Here is a 24,432-nt window from a genome sequence, read left to right on the forward strand (position 1 = left end):
GCCGGCGACTCATACGCCGGCCCGCCGGCCAGCTCGGCCGTCACGGCATTCAGCGACTTCACCTTATTGGCAAAGTCGCCGGCCAGCTTGCCGCGGATGATGGTCATGTGCTGCAAGACTTCCTGCAACTCGTTGGGCAGGGCGTCGGCGAGCACCGTGCGCAGGCGCTTGGCCACCGTGGGCGACTTGCCGTTGGTGGAAATGGCAATTTTCAGGTCGCCCTTCTGCACAATGGAGCCCAGGTAAAAGTCGCACTCGTCGGGCGTGTCGGCCACGTTGCAGAGCAGGCCCAGCTCGGCGGCGTGGGCCTTGATGCCGCGGTTCAGCACGGGGTTATCGGTAGCGACGAACACGATATCGTGGCCCACCAGGTCGGTATGCGTGTAGGGGTGGTAGCGCAGCTGCACCTGCGGGTGGGCCTCGGCCAGCAGCACAATGCCGGGCAGAAACGTCTCACTGACCACCGTGACGGCCGTGGCGGGGCTGTTGCCCAGAATGGCGGCCAGCTTTTCCAGACCCACGGCCCCGCCACCCACCACCAGCACCCGAAACTTTTCCAGCTTCAGGAAGATGGGAAACAGGTTATTGCCCGCCGGCTCGGCGGCACCGGGCAGAGCCAGCGGCGGCAGGGCAGCTTCGGAAGGAAGAGGCGAGGAGGTCATGAAAAGGTGATTGGCGGACGAAAGAAAGGGCAGGTAGGAACGGGGAGCGGAGCAGAAAGAACCCGGGGCTAGGCGTGGAAGTTCTGCCCGTGGGTGGTAGCGGCCACGAGGCCGCGGCGGAGTACGAAGTCGCCGAAACGCTCGGCGGGCTGACGCTCAGCGGCGTAGGCTTCGAGTAGGGGCGTGAGTTCCCGCAGGATTCCGTCTTCGTCGAGCATCTCTTTGTAGAGCTTGTTGAGCCGCTCACCAGCGTGATTGGCACCTAAGTATAAGTTATAGCGGCCAATAGCGCGGCCCACCAGCCCGATTTCGCCCAGGTAGGGCCGGGCGCAGCCGTTAGGGCAGCCCGTCATCCGAATCAGGATGCCGTCGTCGGTCAGGTCGTTGGCCCGGATGACTTGGTCAAGCCGGTCGAGCAGCTGCGGCAGGTAGCGCTCCGCCTCCGCAAATGCCAGGGAGCAAGTGTTTAACGCAACGCAGGCCAAGGAGTTAAGCCGCAAGGCGGTCTGTTTTTCGGTGCGGCTCCACACGCCGTTTTCTTCCAGAATAGCCTGCAGCCGGCTGCGGTGCCGGGGCTCGACGTTGGCGATGGTCAGGTTCTGGTTGCCGGTCAGGCGAAACTCGCCGGTGTGGAAGCCGGCAACTTCGCGCAGAGCGGTTTTGAGCAGGTAGCCCGGCTTGTCGTACACCCGGCCGCCCTCAATAAACAGCGTGACGTGGGCCTGCCCATCCTGGCCGCCGCTCCAGCCGAAGGCATCCCCGGAGGTTTCGAACCAGTAGGGCAGCGCCGGCGTCAGCTCGTAGCCCAGGCGCTGGTGCAGCTCTTGCACGAAGGCGTCGAGGCCGACTCTATCAATGGTGTACTTGAGGCGGCTGAACTTGCGGTTTTCCCGGTTGCCCCAGTCGCGCTGAATGGTGAGCACCTTCTCGCACACGTCTACCACCTGCGCAGCCGGCACAAAGCCGATGACGTCGGCCAGGCGCGGATAGGTTTCACTCATCCCGAATGTCATGCCCAGGCCGCCGCCGATGGCTACGTTGAAGCCCAGCAGCTGCCCGTTCTGCTCAATGGCAATCAGGCCAATGTCGTTGGCAAACACGTCGGCATCGTTGGTGGGCGGCACGGCCAGGGCTATTTTGAACTTGCGGGGCAGGTACGTTTTACCGTAAATCGGCTCGAAATCCTCCTGTTCGCCCTCGTTAATGGCGCTGGAGTAGGTCGATTCACCGTTCAGCCACAAGTCCCAGTAGGCCGTGGTGCGGGGCGTGAGGTGGTTGCTGATGGCCACGGAAGCCTCGTACACCTGCCGGTGCAGCTCCGATTCTTGGGGGTTGGCGCTGCACATCACGTTGCGGTTCACGTCGCCGCAGCCCGCAATGCTGTCCATGAGCACCTGGTTGAAACCCGCAATGGTCTGCTGCAAGTCGCGCTTGAGCACGCCGTGAAGCTGAAACGTCTGGCGGGTGGTGAGCTTGAGCGTGCCGTTGGCGTAGGCGTCGCTCAGGGCGTCCAGGCGCTGCCACTGGTCGGCCGAGGCCACGCCGCCGGGCACCCGCACCCGAATCATGAAGGAGTAGAGCGGTTCGAGCTTCTGGCGCTTCCGCTCACTTTCCAGGTCCCGGTCGGCTTGCTGATAGGAGCCGTGAAACTTGATCAGGTGGGTGTCATCCGGGTTCAGGGCCCCGGTCACCCGGTTTTGCAGGCTGTCGTCGATGGTGCCGCGCAGGTAGTTGCTGCCGTCCTTTACGTGCTCGACTTCGGAAAGCTTGATAGTCTCAGCCATTACGGTTGGGGAATTACGGGAGAAGTAGGAGTGGGCGCCGAAGCCACGGCGGGCCGCAAATCGAAATTGTGGAAGTAGAAAAGCCGGATGGTGTGCTGGTTGCGGTACACATTGCCGGCCGGCAGCTGCTGAAACAGGTGCATGTAGCCGCCGTGCAGCTGAGCGTGCTTATTGAGCTGAAACACGAGGCCCGCAAACAGCCGGTTCTGGTCGAAGTAGTTGAGGCGGATTTCCTTGCCGAAATTCATCATTACCTCGTTGTTGAGCAGAAACTGCACCCCGCCCGGCTCGAAGCCCCGCTTACTCAGGGGCACAAACAGGGCCGCGTTGTAGCGGGTGCGGTAGTTGAAGTCGAATTCATCGAGTTGCTCGTTGCTGCGAATCGTGCGCCGAAACCGCTCCTCCAGCCGCACCCACTGCATCAGCCGGGCCTTCGGGAACTTGCTGAACCACTGCACCTGCTGCCAGGGCCGGTGCTCGGCCTGCGAGATGGCGCGGGCTCCGTCGGGGAAGTGGTGCACGTAGGCGTAGCCGCCGGTCAGGCGCACGTCGTCGGTCAGGTAGTACGTCAGGCCCACGCGGGCCAGACCCTGGAAAGTTTCCCGCACAAACTGGTCGTGCAGGCGCAGGTGCAGATCGGTCCAGGAGCCCCAGCGCTGGGAAAAGCGCGTCTGGTTGAACACGCCCAGCCAGGTTTGCCGCTCCTGCACGTACTCTTTCTGGGCAAGTAGCGGCGAGGCGGCGAGCAGCAGGAAAAGTGGAAGGAGAAAAAGGCGTTTCATGGGAAAAAGGCAGCTAGAGCTAGAAATCCGGGGTTAAATCGTTGTCATGCTGAGCGAAGTCGACGCATTTCTGCATCGTTGAGAGCAGGCGTTAGAAATTACCATCGCGGTAGAGATGCTTCGGCTTCGCTCAGCATGACGTTCTCTCACCGTTCTGTCTCTTACCGGATTACCGTGTTGTCAAAGGTCAACGCCACATAGTAGAGGCCACCGATGGTGGGGCCGGCGGCGTACTGCACGTAGCGGTTGTTGAGCAGGTTGGTGCCACCCACTTTGATGGTAGATTTCAGGTTGGGCACACGCACGTTGACCTGGGCGTCCACGGTCTGGTAGGCCGGAATCCGGCCGTTGGCCAGCTGGCTTTCCCAGAGGAAGGCGTTCTGGCGGCGCCACACCACGTTGAAGCCCACGTTGCGCACGATTTCCCGGTTGCCGAAGCTCACGTTGGTCACCCACTTGGGCGTGTTGAAGCCGGTTACAAACACGTCGGCCTGCTCGTTGCTGGCCAGGGCGTTGTAGTTCGCGTTGCCCGACACGGTGTATTTCTGGAAGAAGTTGTAGGTGATGCCCAGGACCGAGCCGTAGCTGCGGTAGGTGTTGCGGGCGTTGGTATACACGCGGTACCGGTCCTGGCGGGCCCGCACCAGCATGTCCTGCACCGAGGCATCCGAGCCCACCGGGCCCGACTTAGGCACGGCCACTTCCACCTGGCCCAAAAAACCCGTGTACTCATTGTAGTAGGCGTCCAGGTCGAGGGCCAGGCGGTTATCGAGCAGCACGCTCTTGTAGCCCACCTCGTAGGCGTTGATTTGCTCGGGCTGCATGGTAGGCAGGTTGGCTACTTGCAGCACATTGCGGTTTTTCAGCGCGGCCCGGGCCTGCTTCTCGGCCGTGGTGCCGGTGGGGTCGGCCGCTACGTCGCGGTTGACGGCGGCCGTGAAGTTGTCGAGCGAAGCCAGGGTGTAGGAATTCTCCAGGAAGCCCAGGCCCTCGTTTACCCGGCCCAGGCCGCCCACGCGGCGCACCGAGCCGTTGTTCACGAAGCTCAGGGCCTCAAACAACGCCGGGAAGCGCCAGCCGTTCTGGTAGGAAGCGCGCAGGTTGTGCTTGTCTACCAGAGTGTACACGGCCGCTACCCGCGGGTTGAGCTTGGGGCTGAACTCGGGGTTGTAGTCCACGCGCAGGGAGGCGTTCAGCTTGAGCCGGTCGTTCAGCAGCAGCTTGGTAGCCTGCCCGAAGGCGCCGACTTTGCGGTAGTACTGATTCTCGCCGCCGGGCGTGGTGCGGTCGGAGAGCGGCTTGCTGAAGTCCACGAAGTTGTTGCCGTCGGGAATGACCTCGTACACCCGCGCGTCGGCACCCAGCAGCACGTCTACCCACTCAATGCGCTTGCCCAGGTTCCACTGCGCCTCGCTGTGGTAGGTGCGGCTGCGCTGCCACAGGGCCGCCCCGCCGGTGGCCGGGGCGCCGGGCACGTTCACGCCAATATCCCAGTTGTTGATGCCGGTAATCGTGTTTTTGAGCTGCTCGAAGGCGGCGGTGCCGGGCTCGGCGCGGCCCCGGTCGGCCACGGTGCGGGCCAGCTTCATGGCCGAAGCCAGGTCTACGCCGGCATCCACCTGCTTTTGCAGCTCCGTGCGGAACTTGCCGCCCCACACGCTGTTCGAGCCGTTGTTCAGGTCGAGGTTGGTCGCCAGCGGGTTGAGGTTGTAGGAGTCGCCGGTATTCTCGACCAGCACGTAGCCCCGGGCCACAAAGTCAGCGCCGCGCAGCTCCAGCTTGTGGCTTTGCACCGTCACGTTCTTGAGCTGAATCTTGTTGCCGCGCTGGAAAATGCCGTCCATCAGCCCGTAGCGGTAGCCGTACGACAGCTCGGCCTTGTCGGTGAGCTTGTAGTGCAGGCTGCCGTCGAACTTGAGGTTGCGCACCGTGGGGTTAATCAGGTCCTTCTCGTAGTAGCCCGTGCGGCGCACGTTGAAGGTTTCGGTCTTGCCGTTGTAGTTGATGGCTACGGGCACGTTGCCGCTCCGGTCGTCGCCGTAGCGGTTCCAGAGGTCGGCGGCGGGGTTGTTGGCGCCGCTCAGCTCGGGGAAGCGGGGGTTGGCCGCGTTCAGGTTCTGGGGGTTCTGGTCGGTCTGGGTGTCGGAAAGCCAGTCGGTACCCTGCAAATAGGAGCCGTTCACTTTGTAGGCCCACTGCTGGCGCCGGCCAAACACCTGGGCCCAGCGCACCGCCGACTCGGTCAAGAGGCTCGGGTCGTAATCCTTGCCGTCAACGTGGTTGACGCCCAGCTTCTGGTACACGCTCAGTCCCTGGTACACGAAGGGGCTCTTGGTGGTCAGGTTGGCCATGCCGTTGATGGCATTCATACCGTACAAAGCGGAGGCCGCACCGGGCGTGATTTCCACGCTGGCAATGTCCAGCTCGGTGGGCCCAATGGCGTTGCCCAGCGGCACACCCAGCGTGGCGGCCTGCATATCCACGCCGTCCACGAGCTGCATGAAGCGGAAATTGTTGGGGATGTTGAAGCCCCGGGTATTGGGCACCTTGAAGGTGAGGCTGGAAGTCGTCATCTGCACGCCTTTCACGTTTTCCAGCGCGTCGTAAAAGCTCGGAGCGGGCGTTTCCTTGATGGCCCGGATGTCGAGCTTCTCAATAGCCACCGGCGACTTCAGCCGGCTTTCCTCCACCCGCGAGGCCGACACCACCACCTCGTTTGTCAGCAGGGCCTTCGACTCCAGCGCCACCGACACGAGGTTCGTTGCATTCACGATTTCAACCTCCTTGGCGTCGTAGCCTAGCATGTTGAACACCAGCGTGAAGGGGAAGTTGAGCTTGGCCTTCAAGGCGAAGTTGCCGTTGGCGTCGCTGAGCACGCCCACCGCGCCGTTTTTGACGCTGATGCTCACGCCGGGCAGGGGCTGATTGGTGCCGTTTTCGCGCACCACGCCGCTGATGGCAATAATGGCGTCCTGGGCCCGGGCCGGGGCCACGCTGGCCACCGCCAGAATGGGGGCCAGTAAAGAAGCAGTAACAAGTTTTTTCATGATCTGGAAAGCAGGGTTGGAAAGGAAGCAGCAGGTAGACCGCGGCCGGCCGCCCACGGTGGCCCGGCCCGGTTTTCAGGCGCGGCTACAACATCGATTCAGGCAACCCAGGGCAGTCATGACAGCGGAAAGGCGGTTAGTGGAGAAGAGTGGAAGGACGTGCGGGAGCAGGAGAGGAAGTGGATTTTCGAGGAACAGAAAAGCTGTTTTCTCCGGTGTTTTTGCGCGTAGCAACGCGTATTCGCGTCTCTCCCGCTGCGCGGGGGCTAGTACACGTCTTCCAGGTAGCGGCGCTGCTTTTTGAGGGCGCGCAGGTAGTCGGCGGCATCCTCGGCCGAGCAGCCGGCTTCCTGCTGCACCACCTGCTTCAGGGCTTCCTGAATGGCCGAGCCCAGGCGGGCCTTGTCGCCGCAGACGTAGAAGTGGGCGCCGTTTTCAAGCCAGCCGTACACGTCGCGCGACTTTTCCAGCAGCCGGTGCTGCACGTAGATTTTCTGGGCCTGGTCGCGGGAAAACGCCACGTCCAAATGGCGCAGCGTGCCGCGCTTGAGGTGCTGCAGCCACTCGGTCTGGTAGAGGAAGTCGGTGGTGAAGTTGGGGTTGCCAAAAAATAGCCAGTTGCGGCCCTCAGCGCCCAGTTCCACCCGCTCCTCCACAAAGGCCCGGAATGGGGCCACGCCGGTGCCCGCGCCCACCATAATAATGTCGGTAGCCGCGTCCTGGGGCAACTTGAAATACTCGTTGCGCTCCACAAACACCCGGGCCGTGTGGTCGATGGCGAGGCGGTCGGCCAGGTGGGAGGAGCACACGCCGTGCTTGGTGCGGCCGTGGGTGGCGTAGCGCACGGCCCCCACCGTAAGGTGCACTTCCTCGGGGTGCACCAGCAGGCTGCTGGCAATGGAATAGGCCCGGGCCGGCAGAGGCCGCAGCACCGCCGCCAGCTGCTCGGCCGACAACTCAGCCGGGAATTCGCGCAGCAAATCGGCCACGTCGCGGCCGTACACATACTGCTGCAGCTGGGGAATATCGGTCACGATGTCGGCCAGTGGCTTGTGCTGCGGGGCGGCGGCGGCGTAGCGTTCCAGCACGTCGCGGGTCAGCACCGACAGCTCCAGCTTCTGGGTCAAAGCCGTGCCCAGCTCGAATTCTACCCCCGACAGCTGAATCGGCGCGGCCCCGTCGAGGTGGGCCGCTTGCAGCACTTCGGCTACCAGCGCCTCGCCGTTGCGCGGCACCACTGACAGCGCGTCGCCGGGTTCGTAGTGCAGGCCAGAGTCGGCCAAGGACAGCTCGATGTGGTAGGTTTCCTTGCTAGAGCCGCGGCCGTTGAGCTGAATCTTTTCCAGCACTGTGGCCTCAAACGGGTTGTGGTGCGAATAGGCTTCCTGGGCCGAAGCCACGAGCGTTTCGGTAGCCGTGAGGGGGCCGTGGCTGCTGCCCGCGTTACCGGCGTTGGCTTCGGCGGCAATAACTTCCAGAACCCGGTCGGCCCAGGTCTGCGCCGCTTCCTGGTAGTCCACGTCGCACTCCACGCGTTCCAGCAGCCGCTGGGCGCCCAGCTCGGCCAGGCGCTCATCAAACTCGCGGCCGGTCTGGCAGAACTGCAGGTAGCTTTTGTCGCCCAGGGCCAGCACCGAGTAGCGCAGGTCGGGCAGCTTGGGGGCGCGGTTGCTGAGCAGAAACTGGTGCAGCTCCTCGGCTGCTACCGGCGGCTCCCCTTCACCCTGCGTGCTCACCACCAGCAGGAGCTGCTGCTCAGTTTTGAGCGAGCGAGTGGCGTAGTCGTTCACGTCCTGCACCGTCACCTGTACACCGCGCTGCTTGGCTTTCTCGGCCGTTTGCTGGGCCACTTTCTTGCTGTTGCCGGTCTGGGAGCCGTAGAGAATCGTGAGCCTGGCCGCCGCTGCTGGTTGCGCAGCCTGGGCCTGCAGGGCACTCTGCACCTCGCCGCGGCCCGCCGCCGTGCGGCCGTAGAAGTAACCGCTCAGCCAGATCAGCTGCTGGTCATTGAGGCCCGTGGTCAGGCGCTGCAACGTGTTATCGTCGAGGCCGAGGGGCAGCGTCTGGTCGTGGGAAAGAAAGCTCATGGCGGATGGAAAAGGAAAGTCGGGTGCTGGAATGAACTCAGGGTGTCATGCTGAGCGCAGCCGAAGCATCTCTACCGCTTCGTTGCGCAGGCATCAGATTTTACCATGGCGGCAGAGATGCTTCAACTCCGCATTGCTCCGCTCAGCATGACGATTAAGCGACCTTGGCGTAGGAAAGCAGCTCGGAAAACACAGTTGGTACGGCGGCATCGGCCTTGGCCAAACGCGCCACTTCGCCGATGATGATGATGGCCGGGGCGCCAATGCCCGCCGCGGCGGCCCGGGCCGGCAACTGGCTCACCGGGCCCGTCACGAGTTGCGCCGTGGGCAACGTCCCGTTCTGGATAATAGCGGCCGGCGTCTGGCTTTGCCCGTGCTGGCCGAAGATTTCCACGATGCGCGTCAGTTGGCTTAGGCCCATCAGAATCACCGTCGTAGTGCGGGAGCGGGCCGCCTCGGTCACCGCCGCCGACAATTCGCCAGTGGCCGTGGTGGCCGTAACGACCTGAAACCCCTCACTGCTGCCGCGGTGCGTCACGGGGATGCCCACGCTGCCGGCTGCCGCCACGGCGCTGCTGATGCCCGGTACGTAGTCGGTCAGCAGACCGTGCTGCTCGGCGTAGAGCATTTCCTCCCGCCCCCGGCCGAATACGAACGGGTCACCGCCTTTCAGGCGCACCACGTGGCCGTGCTGCCGGGCGCTGGCCACGATGAGGGCGTTGATTTCGTCCTGCCCGTAGCTGCGCATGCCGCGGCGCTTGCCCACAAAAAGCTGCGGGGCACCGGGCCGCACGTAACTCAGCAGGTCGTTGTTGGCCAGCGCGTCGTAGAGCACCACGTCGGCCTCGCCCAGCACCCGCACGCCTTTCAGCGTGAAGAGTTCCGGGTCGCCGGGGCCCGCCCCGAGCACGGTTAGGCGGGGTGCGGAAGGTTGGCAGTTGGACATGGCGTGGGAGCTGTAGAGATGCCTATTCGCGTCTCAATCGTTGCGGATGTTGTTTGCACTGGCGCGGTTCCGGTCGTTCTGATGGGAGACACAAGTATGCGTCTCTGCATCGTCCGGCTAAATCGTGAAGCCCAGCGGCTCGGGTACGAAGCTGTTTTGCATAGTCTCGACCATGCCGGCGGCCAGCGTGTCGCCGCTGAGCTCGTCGACCAGGATAAAGGCTCCGGTGGCGCGGTTCTGCTGGTAAGAATCCACAACCAGCGGGGCGGCCGTTTTCAGGCGGATGCCCACGATGTCGTTGAGCTGGGCCGACTCGGTGGCGGCGCGACCGTAGGTGCGCACGTTCACCTTATAAGTAATAGCCGACACGACGGCCTTCACCACCGCCGAGTGGTGCTGTACCAGCAGCTTGCGGCCGGGCCACAGGGGCCGCTCGTCCATCCAGCAAATGGTAGCTTCCAGCTCCTTGGCCACGTGAATCTGGCTGCCGACGGGCACAATGGAGTCGCCGCGGCTGATGTCCACGTCGTCGGTGAGGCGCAGCACCACGGCCTGGGGCGCGGCGGCGCTTTCCACTTCCTGCTGATTGACCTCAATGGCCTCAATCACCGATTCCTGGCCGCTGGGCAGAATATGGACCCGGTCGCCGCGGCGGTAGGTGCCGCTCTGGATGCGGCCGGCGTAGCCGCGGTAGTCGGGGTAGTCGTCGGTCTGGGGCCGAATGACGTATTGCACCTGAAAGCGGGCGTCGGCAATAGTAGCTTCCTCGAAGGCCGGCACGCTTTCCAGATGCTCCAGCAGGCTCGGCCCGGTGTACCAGGACAGGTTTTTGGAGTGGGCCACGATGTTGTCGCCGAGCAGGGCGCTGAGCGGAATGGCCGTGACGTGGGGCAGCTTGAGCTGGTCGGCTACGGCGGCGTAGTCGGCCACAATCTGGTCGAACACCGCCTGGTCGTTATTCACCAAATCCATCTTGTTCACGGCCAGCACAAAGTGCCGGATGCCCACCAGGGAGGCAATCAGCGAGTGGCGGCGGGTCTGCTCCACCACACCCTGCCGGGCGTCGACCAGCACAATGGCCAGGTCGGCGGTGGAGGCGCCGGTTACCATGTTGCGAGTGTATTGCACGTGGCCAGGCGCATCAGTGATGATGAACTTGCGGCGCGGCGTGGTGAAGTACTTATAGGCCACGTCGATGGTAATGCCCTGTTCGCGCTCGGCCCGCAGGCCGTCGGTCAGCAAGGCCAAATCCACGGTGCCGTGTACGGTGGGGCGGTTTTCCAGTGCTGCCAGCACGTCCAAAGACACGGAGTCAGAATCGTAGAGCAACCGGCCGATGAGGGTGCTTTTGCCATCGTCGACGCTACCGCAGGTGATAAATCGGAGAAGGTCCATGTGTGATTTAGTGAGGTAGTGAATTAGTGAGTTGATTGGCGATTTGGGAGTTGTTAGTCGTCCGCGCAGGCTGAACGACAACTCGCTAAATCGCTGCCTCACTAAATCACCATTTAGAAATAGCCGTTGCGCTTGCGGTCTTCCATGCCGGCCTCGGAGATGTTGTCGTCGAGGCGGGTAGCGCCCCGCTCGCTCACTTTGGCCAGCAGCAGGTCTTCGATGATGTCGTCGATGGTGGCCGCGTCGCTTTCCACGGCGGCGGTGCAGGTCGAGTCGCCCACGGTGCGGAAGCGCACCTGGCGCTCCACGATTTCGTCGGTTTCATCGAGGCGCAGGTGCTCGTTGAGGCCCAAAAGCTGGCCGCTGGGCAGTACCACGCAGGTACGCGGGTGGCCGAAGTAGATGCTGGGCAGGGCGATGTTTTCGCGCTGGATGTAGCGCCACACGTCCAGCTCGGTCCAGTTCGAAATCGGGAACACGCGCACGTTTTCGCCCCGCTGGATGCGGCCGTTGTACACGTTCCAAAGCTCGGGCCGCTGCCGCTTGGGGTCCCACTGGCCAAACTCGTCGCGCACCGAGAAGATGCGTTCCTTGGCCCGGGCCTTCTCCTCGTCGCGCCGGGCTCCGCCGATGCAGGCGTCGAACTGGAACTCCTCAATGGTTTCGAGCAGGGTATAGGTCTGCAGCGGGTTGCGGCTCGGGAACTTGCCGCCCGGCTCGCGCAGGCGCTGCCGCTTGATGGTGTCTTCCACGCTGCGCACGATGAGCTTTTCGCCCAGCTCGGCGGCCAGCGAGTCACGGAACTGGAGCACTTCGGGGAAGTTGTGGCCGGTATCAACGTGAACGAGCGGGAAGGGGAAGCGGCCGGGACGGAAGGCTTTTTCGGCCAGGCGCGTGAGCACAATGGAGTCTTTGCCACCCGAGAACAGCAGGGCCGGGCGCTCAAACTGGCCCGCTACTTCCCGCAGAATGTGAATGGCTTCGGCTTCCAGTCGGTCGAGGTAATCGAAATGAGGAGTACTCATAGAGCTATGATGTCGGTTTTTCAACTTCTGTCATCCTGAGCTTGCGAAGGACCTTATCACAGTAGAACGAGTTGTGGTAACGCCTGTCGTTCGTAGCCTATAAGGTCTTTCGCAAGCTCAGGGTGGCAGGTGATTTTAATTAGCCAAAACCGGCTCTACCACCGGATCTGGCCCATTGTGAGTGCTGTGCAGGCCGCACTCCTTGGCCGATTGATCTTCCCACCACCAGCGCCCGGCGCGGAAGTCCTCACCGGCCTTGATGGCCCGGGTGCAGGGCGCGCACCCGATGCTCACGAAGCCCTGCTGGTGCAGTGGGTTGAAAGGAATGCTGTGGGCGTGCACAAAGTCCCAGCACTGCTCGAAGGTCCAGTCGAACAAGGGGTGAAACTTGATGAGCTGGTGGCCGGCGTCCCACTCCACCGCGTGCATGTCGTGGCGGTTGGCCGACTGCTCGGCCCGGATGCCGGTAAACCAAGCCTGCTGGCCCGCCAACGCGCGGCGCAGCGGCTCCACTTTGCGAATGCCGCAGCACTCCTTGCGGTTGTCCACGTTCTCGTAGAAGCTGTTGGGGCCTTTTTCGAGCAGCAATTGCTCCACGCTGGCTTGCTGCGGGAAGTAAGGCGCAATGGCTTGGCCGTAGCGCAGCAGGGTCTTGTTCCAGGTGGAATAGGTTTCCTGGAAGTTGCGGGCCGTGTCAAGCGTGAAGACCTTAATCGGTAAGTTGTGCTCGAAAATCAGATGGGTGATGATCTGGTCTTCGAGGCCGAAGGAAGTCGAGAAAACGGCGGTACCGGGGAATTGCGTAGCTACCGCGGCCAGCAACTCGACGGCGGAAAGCCCGGCGAGCTGCTGACGCAGGTCGGGGACCAGCGACACAGAGGCTGCTTGCATAATGCTAAGAGAATGTGGCTTTTCCTGGGGAAATAGCCGAAGATGGGAAGGCCCACGGCCCACAGAACCTGTGCGAGCCTAGGCCGACTAGCCTGCGGTAGTCGAAAACGGGGTTGTGCGCAACAGGCTCAGTTAACGGAGCTTAGGACACGGCAGGAAAAAGGCGGGAGCGTGGCTTGCTAGCAACACCGGCAGCGCAGCATCATACCACAACATCCATGCTGTAGGGCAAGGAAAGCGGGAGGAGTAGTGCGGGCGTTGGACAAGGTTTTCACGACGTTGTTGTTTTTATATGGTCAGGACTTGGCACCGTTCCGCGTTTGCGGTGGTTGCCGGCGCTTCGTCGAGCCTGTCTCTCCACGCCTCTGTATAAAAACAATCCTTTGATGGGGAAAGAATTGGTGTTGCAAAGGTAATAGCAGGAATTTCATAATTCCAAGTTATACCAGTGGCAAGTAGTAATAATTTGACTTAAAGCGTGCTAATAATCTGTAAAACAAACGGTTGTTTGTGTTTTTAGGAGTGAAATGAGGCAGGTCGATGCTATAACTATAAGTAATAATGGGAATGCCTTAGGGCTATCTTTTTAGAATAGTTTTCTGAGTTTTAAATTAGCCAGACGCATATTCTAACCTGCCGGCTGTCTAGAGCATAGTTGCAAAACGTAGATAAAGGCGCTTAACGCAGCCCCAATTTATGGTGTAGGGGCACGCTAGAAATAACCTGGCGGCTGCCTTTACATTTCATTCACCACAATCCGAATATCGGTGTTGCGGCCGTGGTCGTCGGCGCAGGAAATCTTGAGCGTACCGGGTGCGGGACGGAAAAAGACCCGCTCGGTGGCCGCGGCCGTGCGCAGAAACTGGTCGTTCACGTACCACGACACCTGCCGCACTTCGTTATCGGTGGCGCAGCTGAGCAAGAGTTGCTGCTGCTCGCCTTTGTTGAGTACGTATTCGGTGTTGGCCAGCGGCGAGGTGATGCTGGGGGCCTTTTCACGGCCACCCCGCACGAGCTGGCAGCCGGGGTTATGGGGCGGCAGCCGGCGGTACGGGATGCCCTGGGTTTCCTTAAAAGCGGCTACTTCGGGCAGCAGATTGGGATACAGCTCGCGCCGGTAGCCGGCCGCCGGAGCGCAGGCCCGGCAAAACGCATACTGTGCATCAGCCGAGAGCAGCACTTCCTTCTGGTGCTGGCAGCGCACTCCCGACGACACGCCGGGCAGGAAATAGTCGATCAGCTGGTTGGGGCAATTCTCGCCCGGCGGGCGGCCGGTTTCGGCGCATACCAGCCGGAAATCCAGGGAGGCCGGGGGCTGAAACCAGTTGTTGGGCGAGTTGTAGGCCAGCGTATTAAACAGGTCGAACAGCAGGGGCGTGGCTACGTCGGAACCGGTGAGGGCCGGGCTGCCCTGCCCGCTGAAGTTGCCCACCCACACCCCGATGGTGTACTCTTTGTTGTAGCCGATGCTCCAGGCGTCGCGGCGGCCGTAACTGGTGCCGGTTTTCCAGGCAATCTTGGGCAGCCGGATACTGGTTTCGTAGCCCACCGGCAAATCGGGGCGGGTGAGCTGGGCCAGGATGTCGGTGACAAGAAAGGCGGCGCCGTCGGAGAAAAGCGGCGTGCCGGGGGGCGTAGTGAGCTTTCGGCCGGGCTGAGTTGCCCAGTGCAGTGGGGCGTACCGGCCGCCGTTGGCCAGGGCCACATAGAGGTTGGTCAGCTCTTCGAGCGTGGCGCCGCAGCCGCCCAGAATTGTACTCAGGCCTAAGTGTGGGGCGTTCTTGGCCACGGTCCGGAAGCCGGCGGCGCGCAACTTGGCCGTGAAGGTGGGCACGCCCATCTCGGACAGCACCCGCACGGCCGGAATGTTGAGCGAATAGGCCAGGGCGCGGTCCAGAGGCACTTCGCCGCTGCAGCGCTTGTCAAAATTCTCGGGCTGGTAGCCGCTGAAGTTGGTGGGCACGTCGGGGAGCAGCAGTTTGGGCGTCACCAGGCCGCGGTCCAGGGCTAGGGCGTAGAGAAAGGGCTTGAGCGTGCTGCCCGGCGAGCGGACGGCCTGCACCCCGTCGTTCTGGCCTTTGCCGGCCGCATCCAGAAAATCGGCGGAGCCCACGTAGGCTTCCACGGCCCGGGTGCGGTTGTTGATGAGCAGCACGGCGGCGTTGGTAATACCCAGCTCCCGGAGGCGACGCACGTAGTTGCGGGTCAGGTCTTCGGCCTTGGCCTGCTTGCCGCGCTGCAGGGACGAGGCTATGATGGGCCGACCCGGAAACTGCCGCACCAGCCGCCGCGCCAGGTGGGGCGCCAGGGCCGGGGCAGCGTGGCGCTGCACGTCCAGGGGCTCCAGCAGGGCGTCGGCAATGTCCTGCTGTGGAAACAACCCTTCTTGAGCAAAGCGCCGTAGCCACCGGTTGCGCTCTTGTAGGATGGCCGCGTTGTGGCGGCCCAGCACCAGGCCCCGGGGCCGGTTGGGAATGATGGCCAGCGTCACGGTCTGGGCCAGGGAAAGGTAATCGGGGGGCTGCTGGAAGTAAAGCAAAGCCGCCGACTTCACGCCCTCGATGTTGCCGCCGTAGGGCACTAGGTTCAGGTAGAGCTGCAGAATTTCGGCCTTGCTGTAGTGGGCCTCCAGCTGCACGGCGCGCAGCATCTCCAGCAGCTTGTTGCCCACGGTGCGCTCCTTGGGCTCCAGCAGGCGGGCCACCTGCATGGAAATGGTGCTGGCCCCGGTGGTGCGGCCTTGCCCGAACATATTCCGCCCCGCGGCCTGCACCAACGCCAGGGGGTTCACGCCGAAATGATAGTAGAAATACCGGTCTTCCTTCTCGATAATGGTGCTGCGCAAAGCCGGCGTGATTTCGCGCAGCTCGGTTTTCATGCGCCACTTCTGGGTCGGGTTCAAAAAGGCGTGCAGCACTGAGCCGTCGGCGGCCAGCACCAGGGGCGAATACTGGGGCGGGGGCGGCACGGGAAACAGCCAATCGAGCCCCCAGCCGAGGAAGCCGAGCAGCAGCAGCGTAAGCAGAATCTTAAGGGGGCGTTTCATGCACCGGTCAGCCGCTAGCCGGGACAAAAGGCGCCCGGAAGAGCCGGCAAGATACGCGGTGGCGGGCGGTATTATCGCCTTATCTGGGCGGCTCGGGCACCGTCACGTCCAGCTCAAAGTCGCGGGAGGGCGGCGCGTCGTTGTTGGTCGTGCTGCGGTAGAGAAACCGCACCGTGGCTTTGCCCGGGTTCAGGGCCTGAAACTGGAACGGCACTTCCTGGGCGCTGCCGGGCTTGGATTTTTTCCTGCTTTTCTCCGGGTCGGTAGCCGGTTGCTGGCTGGCCAATTGCAGCACGTTGCCTTCGATGGGCATCACCTCCCAGGCGTGGTCGGAGCCGACGGTAGTGCCCAGCTTAATCAGCAGCAGGTCGCCCTTGTTTACTGTTACCTGGCTGTGGTTGCCATACTCGGTGATGTTTACGTTTTTGGCCACGCCCGGCTGGTTTATTGTGACGTAGGTGTGGAAAAAGTTGCCCAGCGGCGCGTAGCCCGAGCCCGGCACGGCCGACACAAAAGCCAGGTCAAACCCACCGGCTCCGATGGCCTGCAAGTGGATTTCGTGGGTGGCTGGCGCCCCCGCCACGCCGCTGCTGATGCCCGGCAGCGTGACGCTGCTTACCACCGTGAGCATGCCCGGGTAGCTCTGGGCCAAGCGCCAGCCGTAGCGGGAGCTGGCCGTGGGCAGGCGCACAATCAGCCGGTCGCCCACGCTGAGCTGGATTTGCTTGCCGTTGTCGGCCGCAGTGAGGGTCGTAATGCCCTGGGCCCGCAAGGACGTCCAGGCCAGAACGCCAATTAGCAAGAGCACCAGGCGGAGTAAGATGTGGTGGAGCCGGGCCCCAACATAGCGGCGGATACGCATGATATACCGGAAGTAAAGTAGCTGAACGATAACGGCATTGTCACAAACGCCACAGCCGGCCACGGGAGCGGCCGGCTGGGAGAAAGTGTCGCTTAAGGTGTACGGCGCTACGGCAAAAAAGCTACGGCCGCGCTTCCCACAAGGTTCCGTAGCCTAAGGCACCGACTGCTGGCGGGAGCGGCGTATCCGGAGCGTGTCGAAACGCTGGGCCAGGTCGTCGGTGCTGATAAACATGGCCGGATTGGCATCGGCGTCGCGTAGGGAATCTAGCAGGACTTTGGCCTTATCGTAGTCCTGCTGGTCTGTCAGGGCGTCGGCGCGGGCCAGTAGCTGCTGGCCACGGGCGGCCGCTTCGGGGCTTTCGGCCTCGCGTAGCACGTTGCCGCGGCCGTCGGTGCGGAAGTAGAAGAAGTAGCCCATCCATAGGATCAGGCCCAGCAACATGGCAACAGAGGCGATTAAGACTACACGTAGGTTGACCATAGAAATGAAGAGTATGCGGTAAGGCTTAGTAGCGCGAACTGTGTAGTTGGCGTGCCGGAACGACAATCGTTACAACGGCGCGGGCTACGCGAGCTACACAGTTCGCGCTACTGCTAAACGGCTACTTTACCCGTACCACACCGGCGCCGTTGTAGCTGTGGTACTCGGCGTTGTACATGGCATCGGCGCTGACCGGGCCCAGGCGGAAGGTGCCCTTCGACACGGCCCGGGCCACGTAGTAGAATGACTTGGGCGAAGTTGAAACAGTGGTAAACAGGTTGATCCGGTCGTCGCGCATGTCGAGGTAGTCGGGGGTGGCCGCGTCCTTGGCCCAGTCGATGTCGCGCACGGCCCCAATGCGCGGATTCTCGATTTCCAGCCCGGCGGGCAGCAAATCGGTAATGGCCACGTTGGGCACTTCCCCGGCCGCGTCGGCCGACTGAATCGTGATGCGCACCACCACCAGGTCGTTCTGGCGGAAGTTGGGTGAGCCCACGGCCTTGCCGGTGCGGTCCAGGAACTCGCGGCGCACTTTCAGGAAGGAATCCTCCTCGCGCACCGTGTTCAGCGGCGACACGCCCTCGGTTTCCCAGAAGTAGTACAGGCTGCCGGTGCCGGTGGTGCGCAGGGCTACTTTGCGGTTAGCCACGTTGTTTACCGTCAGATCTTTGCCCGAGAACTTGCCGATTTCCTTGGCGTCGGCCAGCAAGGACGCCGTAACGGTAGCACTGGCATTCTGCCGGGCTACTTTGCCCAACGCCAACAGCGAAAACGCTCGTTCCTGAGTGTTCAGCCAGGAAGCCTGCTTCACCTGCCGGCTGAGCTGACGGGTGAGCTTGGGCACCAGGGCGTTGCCGGGGTCAGCTTCGAGCAGGGAATTGAGCACCAGGGCCATGTCACGGATGGGGGAGTAGAACGAGCCGTCGAAGGCGCGGTGGGCGGCGGTTTCGGTGAAGGTGGTGGGCAGCAGGTCGCGGTAGGCTTTCTGGTTGCCGCCCACGGCCTGGGCCGCCGCCAGCAGGAAGCGGGAGTCCTGGGCCAGCAGCTGCCGGTTCGATTTGTAGTAGTTGAACGCTACGGCATCCTGGCGGCCGGCCAACGCCAGCACGTAGATGCTGTAGGGAATTTCCTTTTTGGCAATGACCTTGCGGCGGGCAATGGTGCTTACGTCGAAGTAGTCGTACTCCTCAGTTTCGCGCTTGCGGGTGCGGGCCTGCAGGTATTGCAGCACCTTGTCGAGGTGGTTCTTGTTCACTTCAAAGCCGGCGCGTTGGGCTTCGAGTAGGAAGTGGGCGGCGTAGGTGGTGGCCCACCAGTTGTCGTAGTCGCCGCCGGGCCAGTAGCTCAGGCTGCCGTTGTAGAGCTGCTGGGACTCGATTTTGCGGATGGCTTCCTGCACGTTGTAGTTCGGGTTGAAGCGCGTGCCCTTGGCCTGCTTGCCGGTTTTCTGGCCCAGCGTGGCGGTCAGGTCGCCGTAGTACAGCTGGGGGAAAGCCGCCGACACGGTTTGCTCAAGGCAGCCGTAGGGATACTGCAGTAGGTAGCGCAAATCCTTGGCAAACTCCGTCATCGGCGAGCGGCTCACCACCAGCTGGCTGCGTAGCGTGGCGGGCAGGAAGTTGGTGGCCAGGTTCAGCGCCTGCGTGCTGCCGCCCTTCACCACGCCCGAGCCGGACACCTTTTCCAGCGGAGAAGCCGGCCGAACAGGTATTTCTATTTTTTCAGAAAAACTCTCACCGTCGAGGATTTTTGCAGAAATCAATATTTCACTGTTTCCAATACCACTAGCTATCAGCGGGTATTTTAGGGTGAAACGCTTTTCTGAATTAGGCGCAATAGTTTGATAGCCCCAACCTTGGCTCTTTCCCTGAAGTACCTTTCCTACGTCGGCAGTCATAACTCCTGGTATTGGGAAAGCCAAAGCTCCCTTTACCTCTGATGAAGTAGCTACTTTAATAGCCTTCCCCGTCGTATTCGTCAGCGTGACGGGCACGTCAATCGTGTCGCCGGGGCTGAGGAAGCGGGGGAGGCTGGTGCTGATAACCACCGGGTCGGCGATGCGCATGGTTTGCTCGGCCGAGCCGAAGGCGTCGCCCTTGTAGGCCACGGCCATGACGCGCACGGCCCCGCTAAACTGCGGGATACGCACTTTGTAGCGCACTTTGCCGTTGGCATCAGCCCGCAATACGCCGCTCCACTTGGCCAGCAGCTTCACCCGGCGCGAGGGCACGGGCGTGGTGCGACGGGAGAGGTCGGCCCCGTCGCCGCCGGAGGAGCTGGTGCCCAGCTCGGGCAGCAGGAAGGGGTACACGTCGTAGGCATTTACCTCCAGGGCGCGCTTCTGGTAGAAGTAGCTGTAGGGGTCGGGCGTGCGGTAGTCCTTCATCTGCAGAATGCCCTCATCCACCACGGCAAAGGTGACCGAGGCACCCGGCGCGGTGCTGGCCTCAATGGTCTGCCAGGTCTGGGAGCGGCTCTGGGCGGCGACTTTCAAAGCTACGGGCAGCTTGGTACCGGGCTTTTCCACCGTCAGCGGTACGAAGCCCCGGGCCACGGTGAGCGGCAGGCGATTGTCGGTAATTTCGCGGATGGCGGTGGCCGTCACGTAGATGTTGGGCACGTGGTTGCCCCGAATCGGGATGCTTACCCGCGCCGACTTCTCATCGGTATCGACGTAGAAATGGTCGAGCACCTTGTCGCGCTCCACGGTGATGAGGACGCGGCCGGCAAAGGGCGTTTTGAGCAGGAGCTTGGCCGTTTCGCCGGGCTGGTATTTCTCTTTGTCGGCTTCAATCGTGACTTCGCCCTCGTTATTCACCTCGAAGGAATTGCTCTGGGTGTCGCCGTAGCCGTAAGCATAGAAGCGGCTGACCACATAGGTAGCCGCGCCCGGCCGGGCCACGCGCACCTCGTACTCGCCCGACGAAGCCGGGGTAAAGTCCAGCGTCGATTCGGAGCTAATCGTGCGGTTTTGGGTCAGAATGGCCTGTTCGCGCTTCTGGGACGTGTAGCGGTAGCGCCCACCCTGCCGCTCAATGACGGTTTCCCACAGCAGCCGCACTACCTTGATCTGGGCGTCGGCGCGGGTGGGCTGGGCGGTTTTGGGCGTGAGGGCCACGAAGCGCATGGTCAGCGGCTGCTGGGTGCTCACCAGCTCGGGCACCTGCTGCACCCCGAACATCACGCTCTGGGTTTGCACCTCGAAAGTCGCGAGGCGGTTCACGGGCCGGCCACTCTCGTCGAACACCGTGGCGAAGGCCGAGCCTTCCAGGGTGCCCAGGTCTTCGTAGCCGGGAATTTCGTAGCTGGCCGTGCCTTGGCCGCTGGCGTCGGTGGTGCCTTCGCGGGTGGTTTTCTCGAACCGGTCGGCCAGGGAGCTGGTTTCTTCCCCCGAGTCGTAGCTACGAGTACGGTTCTCGCCCGAGCTGATATAGAAGTTGTAGCCGGGGTAGTTCTTGGGCTGGAAGGGCTTCTCCTTGAGCGAGAATTCCACCTCAAACTTGCGGTCGGAGGCTGGCGGGCCATACAGGTTCAGGGCCGTGATGCTGGCATTCACCGTCTGGCCCGGGCCTACCACGGCCGGTGCGGCTTTCACCGTCACCTTGAGGCGGTCGGGAATGAATTCTTCCACCGAAATCTGGCGGGAGGCCAGCAGTACGTCGTTGCCGGTCAGCACTTCCAGCGTATAGAGGCCGGTCATGATGCCGGCGGGCAGAATGAAGCGCGACTCGAATGAGCCGTCGGCGGAGAGCTTCTTGCGCAGGCTGGCGTATTCCTTGCCCGTGGGCAGCAGCAGCCTGATTTTTACCGGCAGATTGGCCGGCGGGGCCTGCCAGCCCTCGGTGCGAATGACAGTGTTGGTTTGGATGGTGTCGCCGGGGCGGTACAGGTCCCGGTCGCCGTAGAGGAAGGCCTGGTAGCGGGCCGCGTTGCTTTGCAGGCCGCCCACCTCGAAGCGGGAGGTTTCGACCCTACTCGTGGGCAGGTTCAGGAAGGTGAAGTCCGACTCGCGCTGGGCCGTGACCATCGTCAGGCGGAAGCGGCTGGTGGCGGCGGTGCTGTCGAACACGGCCACGCCCGCGCTGTTGGTAGTGGCGCTGCTGATAACCTGGTTGTTGGAGCTCACGAAGCGCACGTTCACCCCGCCCAGGGCCTTGGCATTGCGAATCGAGTTGGCGAATACCAGCGTGCGGCCGGCCTTACCCTGCTTCACAATCAGGCCGATATCCGACACCGACACGAGCTTGCTCACCTGCAGCCACTGCCGCTCGGTGTCCTGAATTTTCACCACGTACAGACCCTTCATCGGGCCGGTAAACTCCAGGTCCTTGAAGCTCAGATTGAGCAGGCGCAGGCCGTTTTCCTTGGGCAGACCGGCCACCGAGTAGGTCCGCTCGGTCAGCACGTTGCCGAGCTGCTCCACGTCGTAGTAGTTGTAGGACTTGTCCTCGTACTCACCCCCGTCGTCTTCCCCGCCGCCTTCCTCGTCGTAGTCGTAGCCGTACTGCTTACCGCCGCGCAGCAGCTGCTGAATGTTGTTGGCGTAGACCTTGGCAATGGTGACCTGCACCTTCTCGATTTCGGCGATGCGCACGCCTAGGTTGCGGGTGCCCAGCGCGTCGAGGTACATGGCTTTGTCACCGTTGGCAAAGCTCAGACTGGGCCGCTCATCCACGAAGGCGGCCGTTTGGGTGAAGGGCTCGGCCAGCTGCCCACCCAAGGCCCCGCGCAACCCGCTCCGCAAGCTGATCTGATAGGTTTTGTCCACATCGAAGCCGCCTTTGAGCGTAAAGCCGCTTTCCAGGGCTTCCACCGAGTAATCCACGGCCGGCTCCACGGTCAGCAGGGCCGGTATTTCCGTGGCCGATACGGGCTGGTTGGTGAGCACCGTAATAACCGGGTCGCCCTCCACGATGGAGGCCACCACTTCGCGCACGAGCAGGGTTTGCTGGTCGGGCACGGCTACCTGAGCGGTCAGGGCTTTGGTCGTGGCCCGGTCCGAGCCCACGGGGTGCAGGCCGGGCGCCAGCTCCAGCGTAACGGGGGAGCCGGGGCGCACGTCCTGGGTCAGGGCCACGCCCACGATGCTGTCGGCCTCGGCCGATACCACCTCGAAAGCTACTGGCTGGCCGTCCTGGGTAATCTTGAGCAGGGGCTGAATGTCACTAGGCTTCACGGCGTAGTTGAACAGCAGGTTGGCGCGCATCTCGGCCGTGCCCGCCACCCGCCGGCTCTGGCTCCAGAACAGCTGGGGCTCGTGCATCGTCAGGCCCGGGGTGTGAAACTTGGTTTTGCTCAGCGGCGGCTCTTTCTTGAGCTTCAGCGCTTCCAGGGCCACCGGCCGCCACTGCGCTTGAAACGCCGTGGCGGGCCGGAAGGGCTCGGAAGGGGAGAAGGTCAGCTCCCGGTCACTGGTCCACTTGAATTTGCCGCGCACGGCGGGCTCAAACTCGACGTACTGCAGGGTGTCCCAGCGGCTGACGCGGCCTTCGCCCAGAGGCTCGTCGAACGTAAATACGATGTTCTGGTAGGGGCTGATTTCCTCGCCCTCGGGGCTGGAATCGTTGTTGGAGCCCAACTTGGAGCAGGCACATAGCAATAGCAGCAACACCAGCAAAGGCAGGCGAGATACACGTTGGGTAAGCATAAGAATAAAGGGAAGAAAATGGACGCGGGAAGGTATAGAAAAAGGGTGATATACGGTTGAGGTGGGTGGCGTTTTAAGACTAAAAGAAGCCAGTAAATGTATATTTCAGCCAAAAAGCTCAATAGCTCCGGTTTCAATCTGTATGAACATTGTCAAGACGCTTACACCTGTACTCCTTGGGCCTGGGTTGGTATTCACTTGCTTCAATTCCCCTATCCGTGGCAACCCGTTTAAGCAGCTTGCCAACCCAGTTTATAGCCAAGCGCTGGACTCCATCACGAGGCAGTACCTAAACTCAGCGCACCCAAACAATAGCGTGTGGAAACTACACCAAGCGCTGGTTAAGCAGCTTCGCAAAGCCCGGATTGACACGATTCTGTACTACCAGGCCGGTTGCGTGGGCTGTGAGGATCTGCCTGAGCGGAGTGAGTTGGGCAAACCTGCCGGGCGCTGTACTTGTGCTGAGGATGAGCAGACCGTGTATCTGTTCTGGCAGGATGCGGGGAAGGTATTCGGGAAACGTCTGCACTGTTGTCGGAGCTTCCCGGTGGCCAAAGCCAACCCTGCCGTCATCAGTTTCTATTTTCAGAACAAACAGCACTTTCAACGTGGCGAGCAGTTCTACCGCGACTTCGAGGCGTACAATCGTAGTCACCCCCAAGCGGTGAAGTTCCTGCCGCCTTTCGCAGTGCACGACGACGTGGAACAGGTTTTCTTCTACCTGAGAAAGGATACGCTGCACTTTCAGGTCAGGAAGTACGACTTCACCAGCGTCGGCAAACCGAAGTATCTGCCCTACCAATGGAAGTAAAAACAGTGGCAGTGGGCTAGACTAATTGCAAAAGCAGTGCAGGTGCCGTGAGCGTTTGGCTTCCCTGCCCACATCCTGAAAACAAAAAAGGCGGAGCCTGCGCCCCACCTTCACTACCAAGACCCACCCGTGCCGGAATAGTTGGAATGATATCTTCACTATACGCAGCTTACTCCACTTGCCGCATAATTAGCTCCCGGCCGGGGCTTACAACCTCTATCTGGAGCAGGCGGCGGGTAGAAGGGTCGAGCCAGTAGGTGACGGTGGTTTTGTCCGAGCCGAAGGTTTGCACCACCCAGGCCGGGCGGCTGGTTTTGCCGTCGGGGGCGGGCAGGGGCTGGGCCCCCACGATGCGGCCCCGCACCCAGTCCGGCCCGCCCTTCTCGTACACGTACTGCGCAAACTTAAAGGCCTGCCCGGCCCGCAGCGGCAGCGCCAGCACCACCAGGTCGGCCGAAAAGGAGTCGAACAGGGCTGCCGAAGTAGTCAGGTCGACGGCGGTGCGCTGTGAGCCCACCTGGTTGAAGCCCGTAACGCGGGGCCCGGCAAAGTTTAGAGCCAGGGTGCGGCCGTTGGGCTGGTGGGAGCGGTGCGCCAGGGGGTAGAGCGTGCGCCGGTCCACGGTGCCACTGTCGACGATAGCGCCGGTGGGAAAGGTGATGACGGACCGCTTGAGCCCAAGTTTCGGCCCCGGCAGATATTCATACGAAGTAGCCACGCTGCCGACGGGCTTTTCCTGGCCCTCGCGGCGCATAAGCATGGTGTAGCGGGCCGAGAAGGGCCGGATGAGTTGCCCCTCCACGCTGCGGCGCGGGCTGAGCAGCAGCGTATCGGTGGGCGGCGCGGATTGGGCGTGCGCAGAACCCGCCAGGGTCAGGGCCAGCAGTAAGCCGGTAAGTTTCATAGCGTACAGAGTAAGGTGAGGGAAAAGACAGCCGCCAAGTACGCCCAACGCCCGCGGCTT

At 62.3% G+C, this 24,432-nt stretch carries 15 protein-coding genes and 1 riboswitch; of the genes, 1 reads left to right on the plus strand and 14 read right to left on the minus strand.

The window, feature by feature from the left end:
- The 13 genes from LGH70_RS18545 to LGH70_RS18605 form a co-directional block, all read right to left on the minus strand.
- On the minus strand, positions 1 to 662 hold a 662-nt coding region (locus LGH70_RS18545; RefSeq protein ID WP_226188718.1), incomplete at its 3' end, for a precorrin-2 dehydrogenase/sirohydrochlorin ferrochelatase family protein.
- A 68-nt stretch (positions 663 to 730) separates the two neighbouring features.
- A complete protein-coding gene (gene cysI, locus LGH70_RS18550; protein ID WP_226188720.1) occupies positions 731 to 2,446 on the minus strand; it encodes an assimilatory sulfite reductase (NADPH) hemoprotein subunit in 1,716 nt (571 codons plus the stop codon).
- Positions 2,446 to 3,228 carry a DUF2490 domain-containing protein gene (locus tag LGH70_RS18555; RefSeq protein ID WP_226188722.1) on the minus strand — a complete coding sequence of 261 codons (783 nt, stop codon included), beginning with the start codon at positions 3,226 to 3,228 and terminating at the stop codon, positions 2,446 to 2,448. The genes cysI and LGH70_RS18555 overlap by 1 nt, the downstream gene beginning before the upstream one ends.
- Positions 3,229 to 3,389: 161 nt before the next feature.
- Entirely contained in the window at positions 3,390 to 6,275 is a 2,886-nt protein-coding gene (locus LGH70_RS18560; protein WP_226188724.1) for a TonB-dependent receptor, read from the minus strand.
- Between the two features lie 266 nt (positions 6,276 to 6,541).
- Positions 6,542 to 8,362, minus strand: a complete 1,821-nt coding sequence (locus tag LGH70_RS18565; protein WP_226188726.1) for an assimilatory sulfite reductase (NADPH) flavoprotein subunit — start codon at positions 8,360 to 8,362, stop codon at positions 6,542 to 6,544.
- Positions 8,363 to 8,516: 154 nt separating this feature from the next.
- Complete coding sequence (gene cobA, locus LGH70_RS18570) at positions 8,517 to 9,308, minus strand: uroporphyrinogen-III C-methyltransferase (RefSeq protein ID WP_226188728.1); 792 nt, start codon at positions 9,306 to 9,308, stop codon at positions 8,517 to 8,519.
- A gap of 117 nt (positions 9,309 to 9,425) precedes the next feature.
- On the minus strand, positions 9,426 to 10,703 hold the full coding sequence (locus tag LGH70_RS18575; protein ID WP_226188730.1) for a sulfate adenylyltransferase subunit 1: 1,278 nt from the start codon (positions 10,701 to 10,703) through the stop codon (positions 9,426 to 9,428).
- A 113-nt stretch (positions 10,704 to 10,816) separates the two neighbouring features.
- Entirely contained in the window at positions 10,817 to 11,728 is a 912-nt protein-coding gene (gene cysD, locus LGH70_RS18580) for a sulfate adenylyltransferase subunit CysD (RefSeq protein ID WP_226188733.1), read from the minus strand.
- A gap of 135 nt (positions 11,729 to 11,863) precedes the next feature.
- Positions 11,864 to 12,619, minus strand: a complete 756-nt coding sequence (locus tag LGH70_RS18585) for a phosphoadenylyl-sulfate reductase (protein WP_226188735.1) — start codon at positions 12,617 to 12,619, stop codon at positions 11,864 to 11,866.
- A 285-nt stretch (positions 12,620 to 12,904) separates the two neighbouring features.
- A riboswitch (SAM riboswitch) is annotated at positions 12,905 to 12,995 on the minus strand.
- A 360-nt stretch (positions 12,996 to 13,355) separates the two neighbouring features.
- Positions 13,356 to 15,665, minus strand: coding sequence for a penicillin-binding protein 1C (gene pbpC, locus LGH70_RS18590; protein ID WP_226188738.1), 2,310 nt, complete (start codon positions 15,663 to 15,665; stop codon positions 13,356 to 13,358).
- 79 nt (positions 15,666 to 15,744) lie between these two features.
- The gene (locus tag LGH70_RS18595; RefSeq protein ID WP_226188741.1) at positions 15,745 to 16,527 is read right to left on the minus strand and encodes a protease inhibitor I42 family protein; all 783 of its coding nucleotides are present in this window, start codon (positions 16,525 to 16,527) and stop codon (positions 15,745 to 15,747) included.
- A 153-nt stretch (positions 16,528 to 16,680) separates the two neighbouring features.
- Entirely contained in the window at positions 16,681 to 17,010 is a 330-nt protein-coding gene (locus LGH70_RS18600) for a hypothetical protein (RefSeq protein ID WP_226188744.1), read from the minus strand.
- 121 nt (positions 17,011 to 17,131) lie between these two features.
- On the minus strand, positions 17,132 to 22,657 hold the full coding sequence (locus LGH70_RS18605; RefSeq protein ID WP_226188748.1) for an alpha-2-macroglobulin: 5,526 nt from the start codon (positions 22,655 to 22,657) through the stop codon (positions 17,132 to 17,134).
- Between the two features lie 142 nt (positions 22,658 to 22,799).
- Between LGH70_RS18605 and LGH70_RS18610 the strand changes: the two genes are divergently transcribed.
- Positions 22,800 to 23,468, plus strand: a complete 669-nt coding sequence (locus LGH70_RS18610) for a hypothetical protein (protein ID WP_226188751.1) — start codon at positions 22,800 to 22,802, stop codon at positions 23,466 to 23,468.
- A gap of 169 nt (positions 23,469 to 23,637) precedes the next feature.
- Here the strand turns inward: LGH70_RS18610 and LGH70_RS18615 are convergent, their stop codons facing one another.
- Positions 23,638 to 24,372 carry a DUF3108 domain-containing protein gene (locus LGH70_RS18615; RefSeq protein WP_226188753.1) on the minus strand — a complete coding sequence of 245 codons (735 nt, stop codon included), beginning with the start codon at positions 24,370 to 24,372 and terminating at the stop codon, positions 23,638 to 23,640.
- Between the last annotated feature and the right edge of the window lie 60 nt (positions 24,373 to 24,432).

The organism is Hymenobacter nitidus, from assembly GCF_020447315.1.
Lineage (GTDB): Bacteria > Bacteroidota > Bacteroidia > Cytophagales > Hymenobacteraceae > Hymenobacter > Hymenobacter nitidus.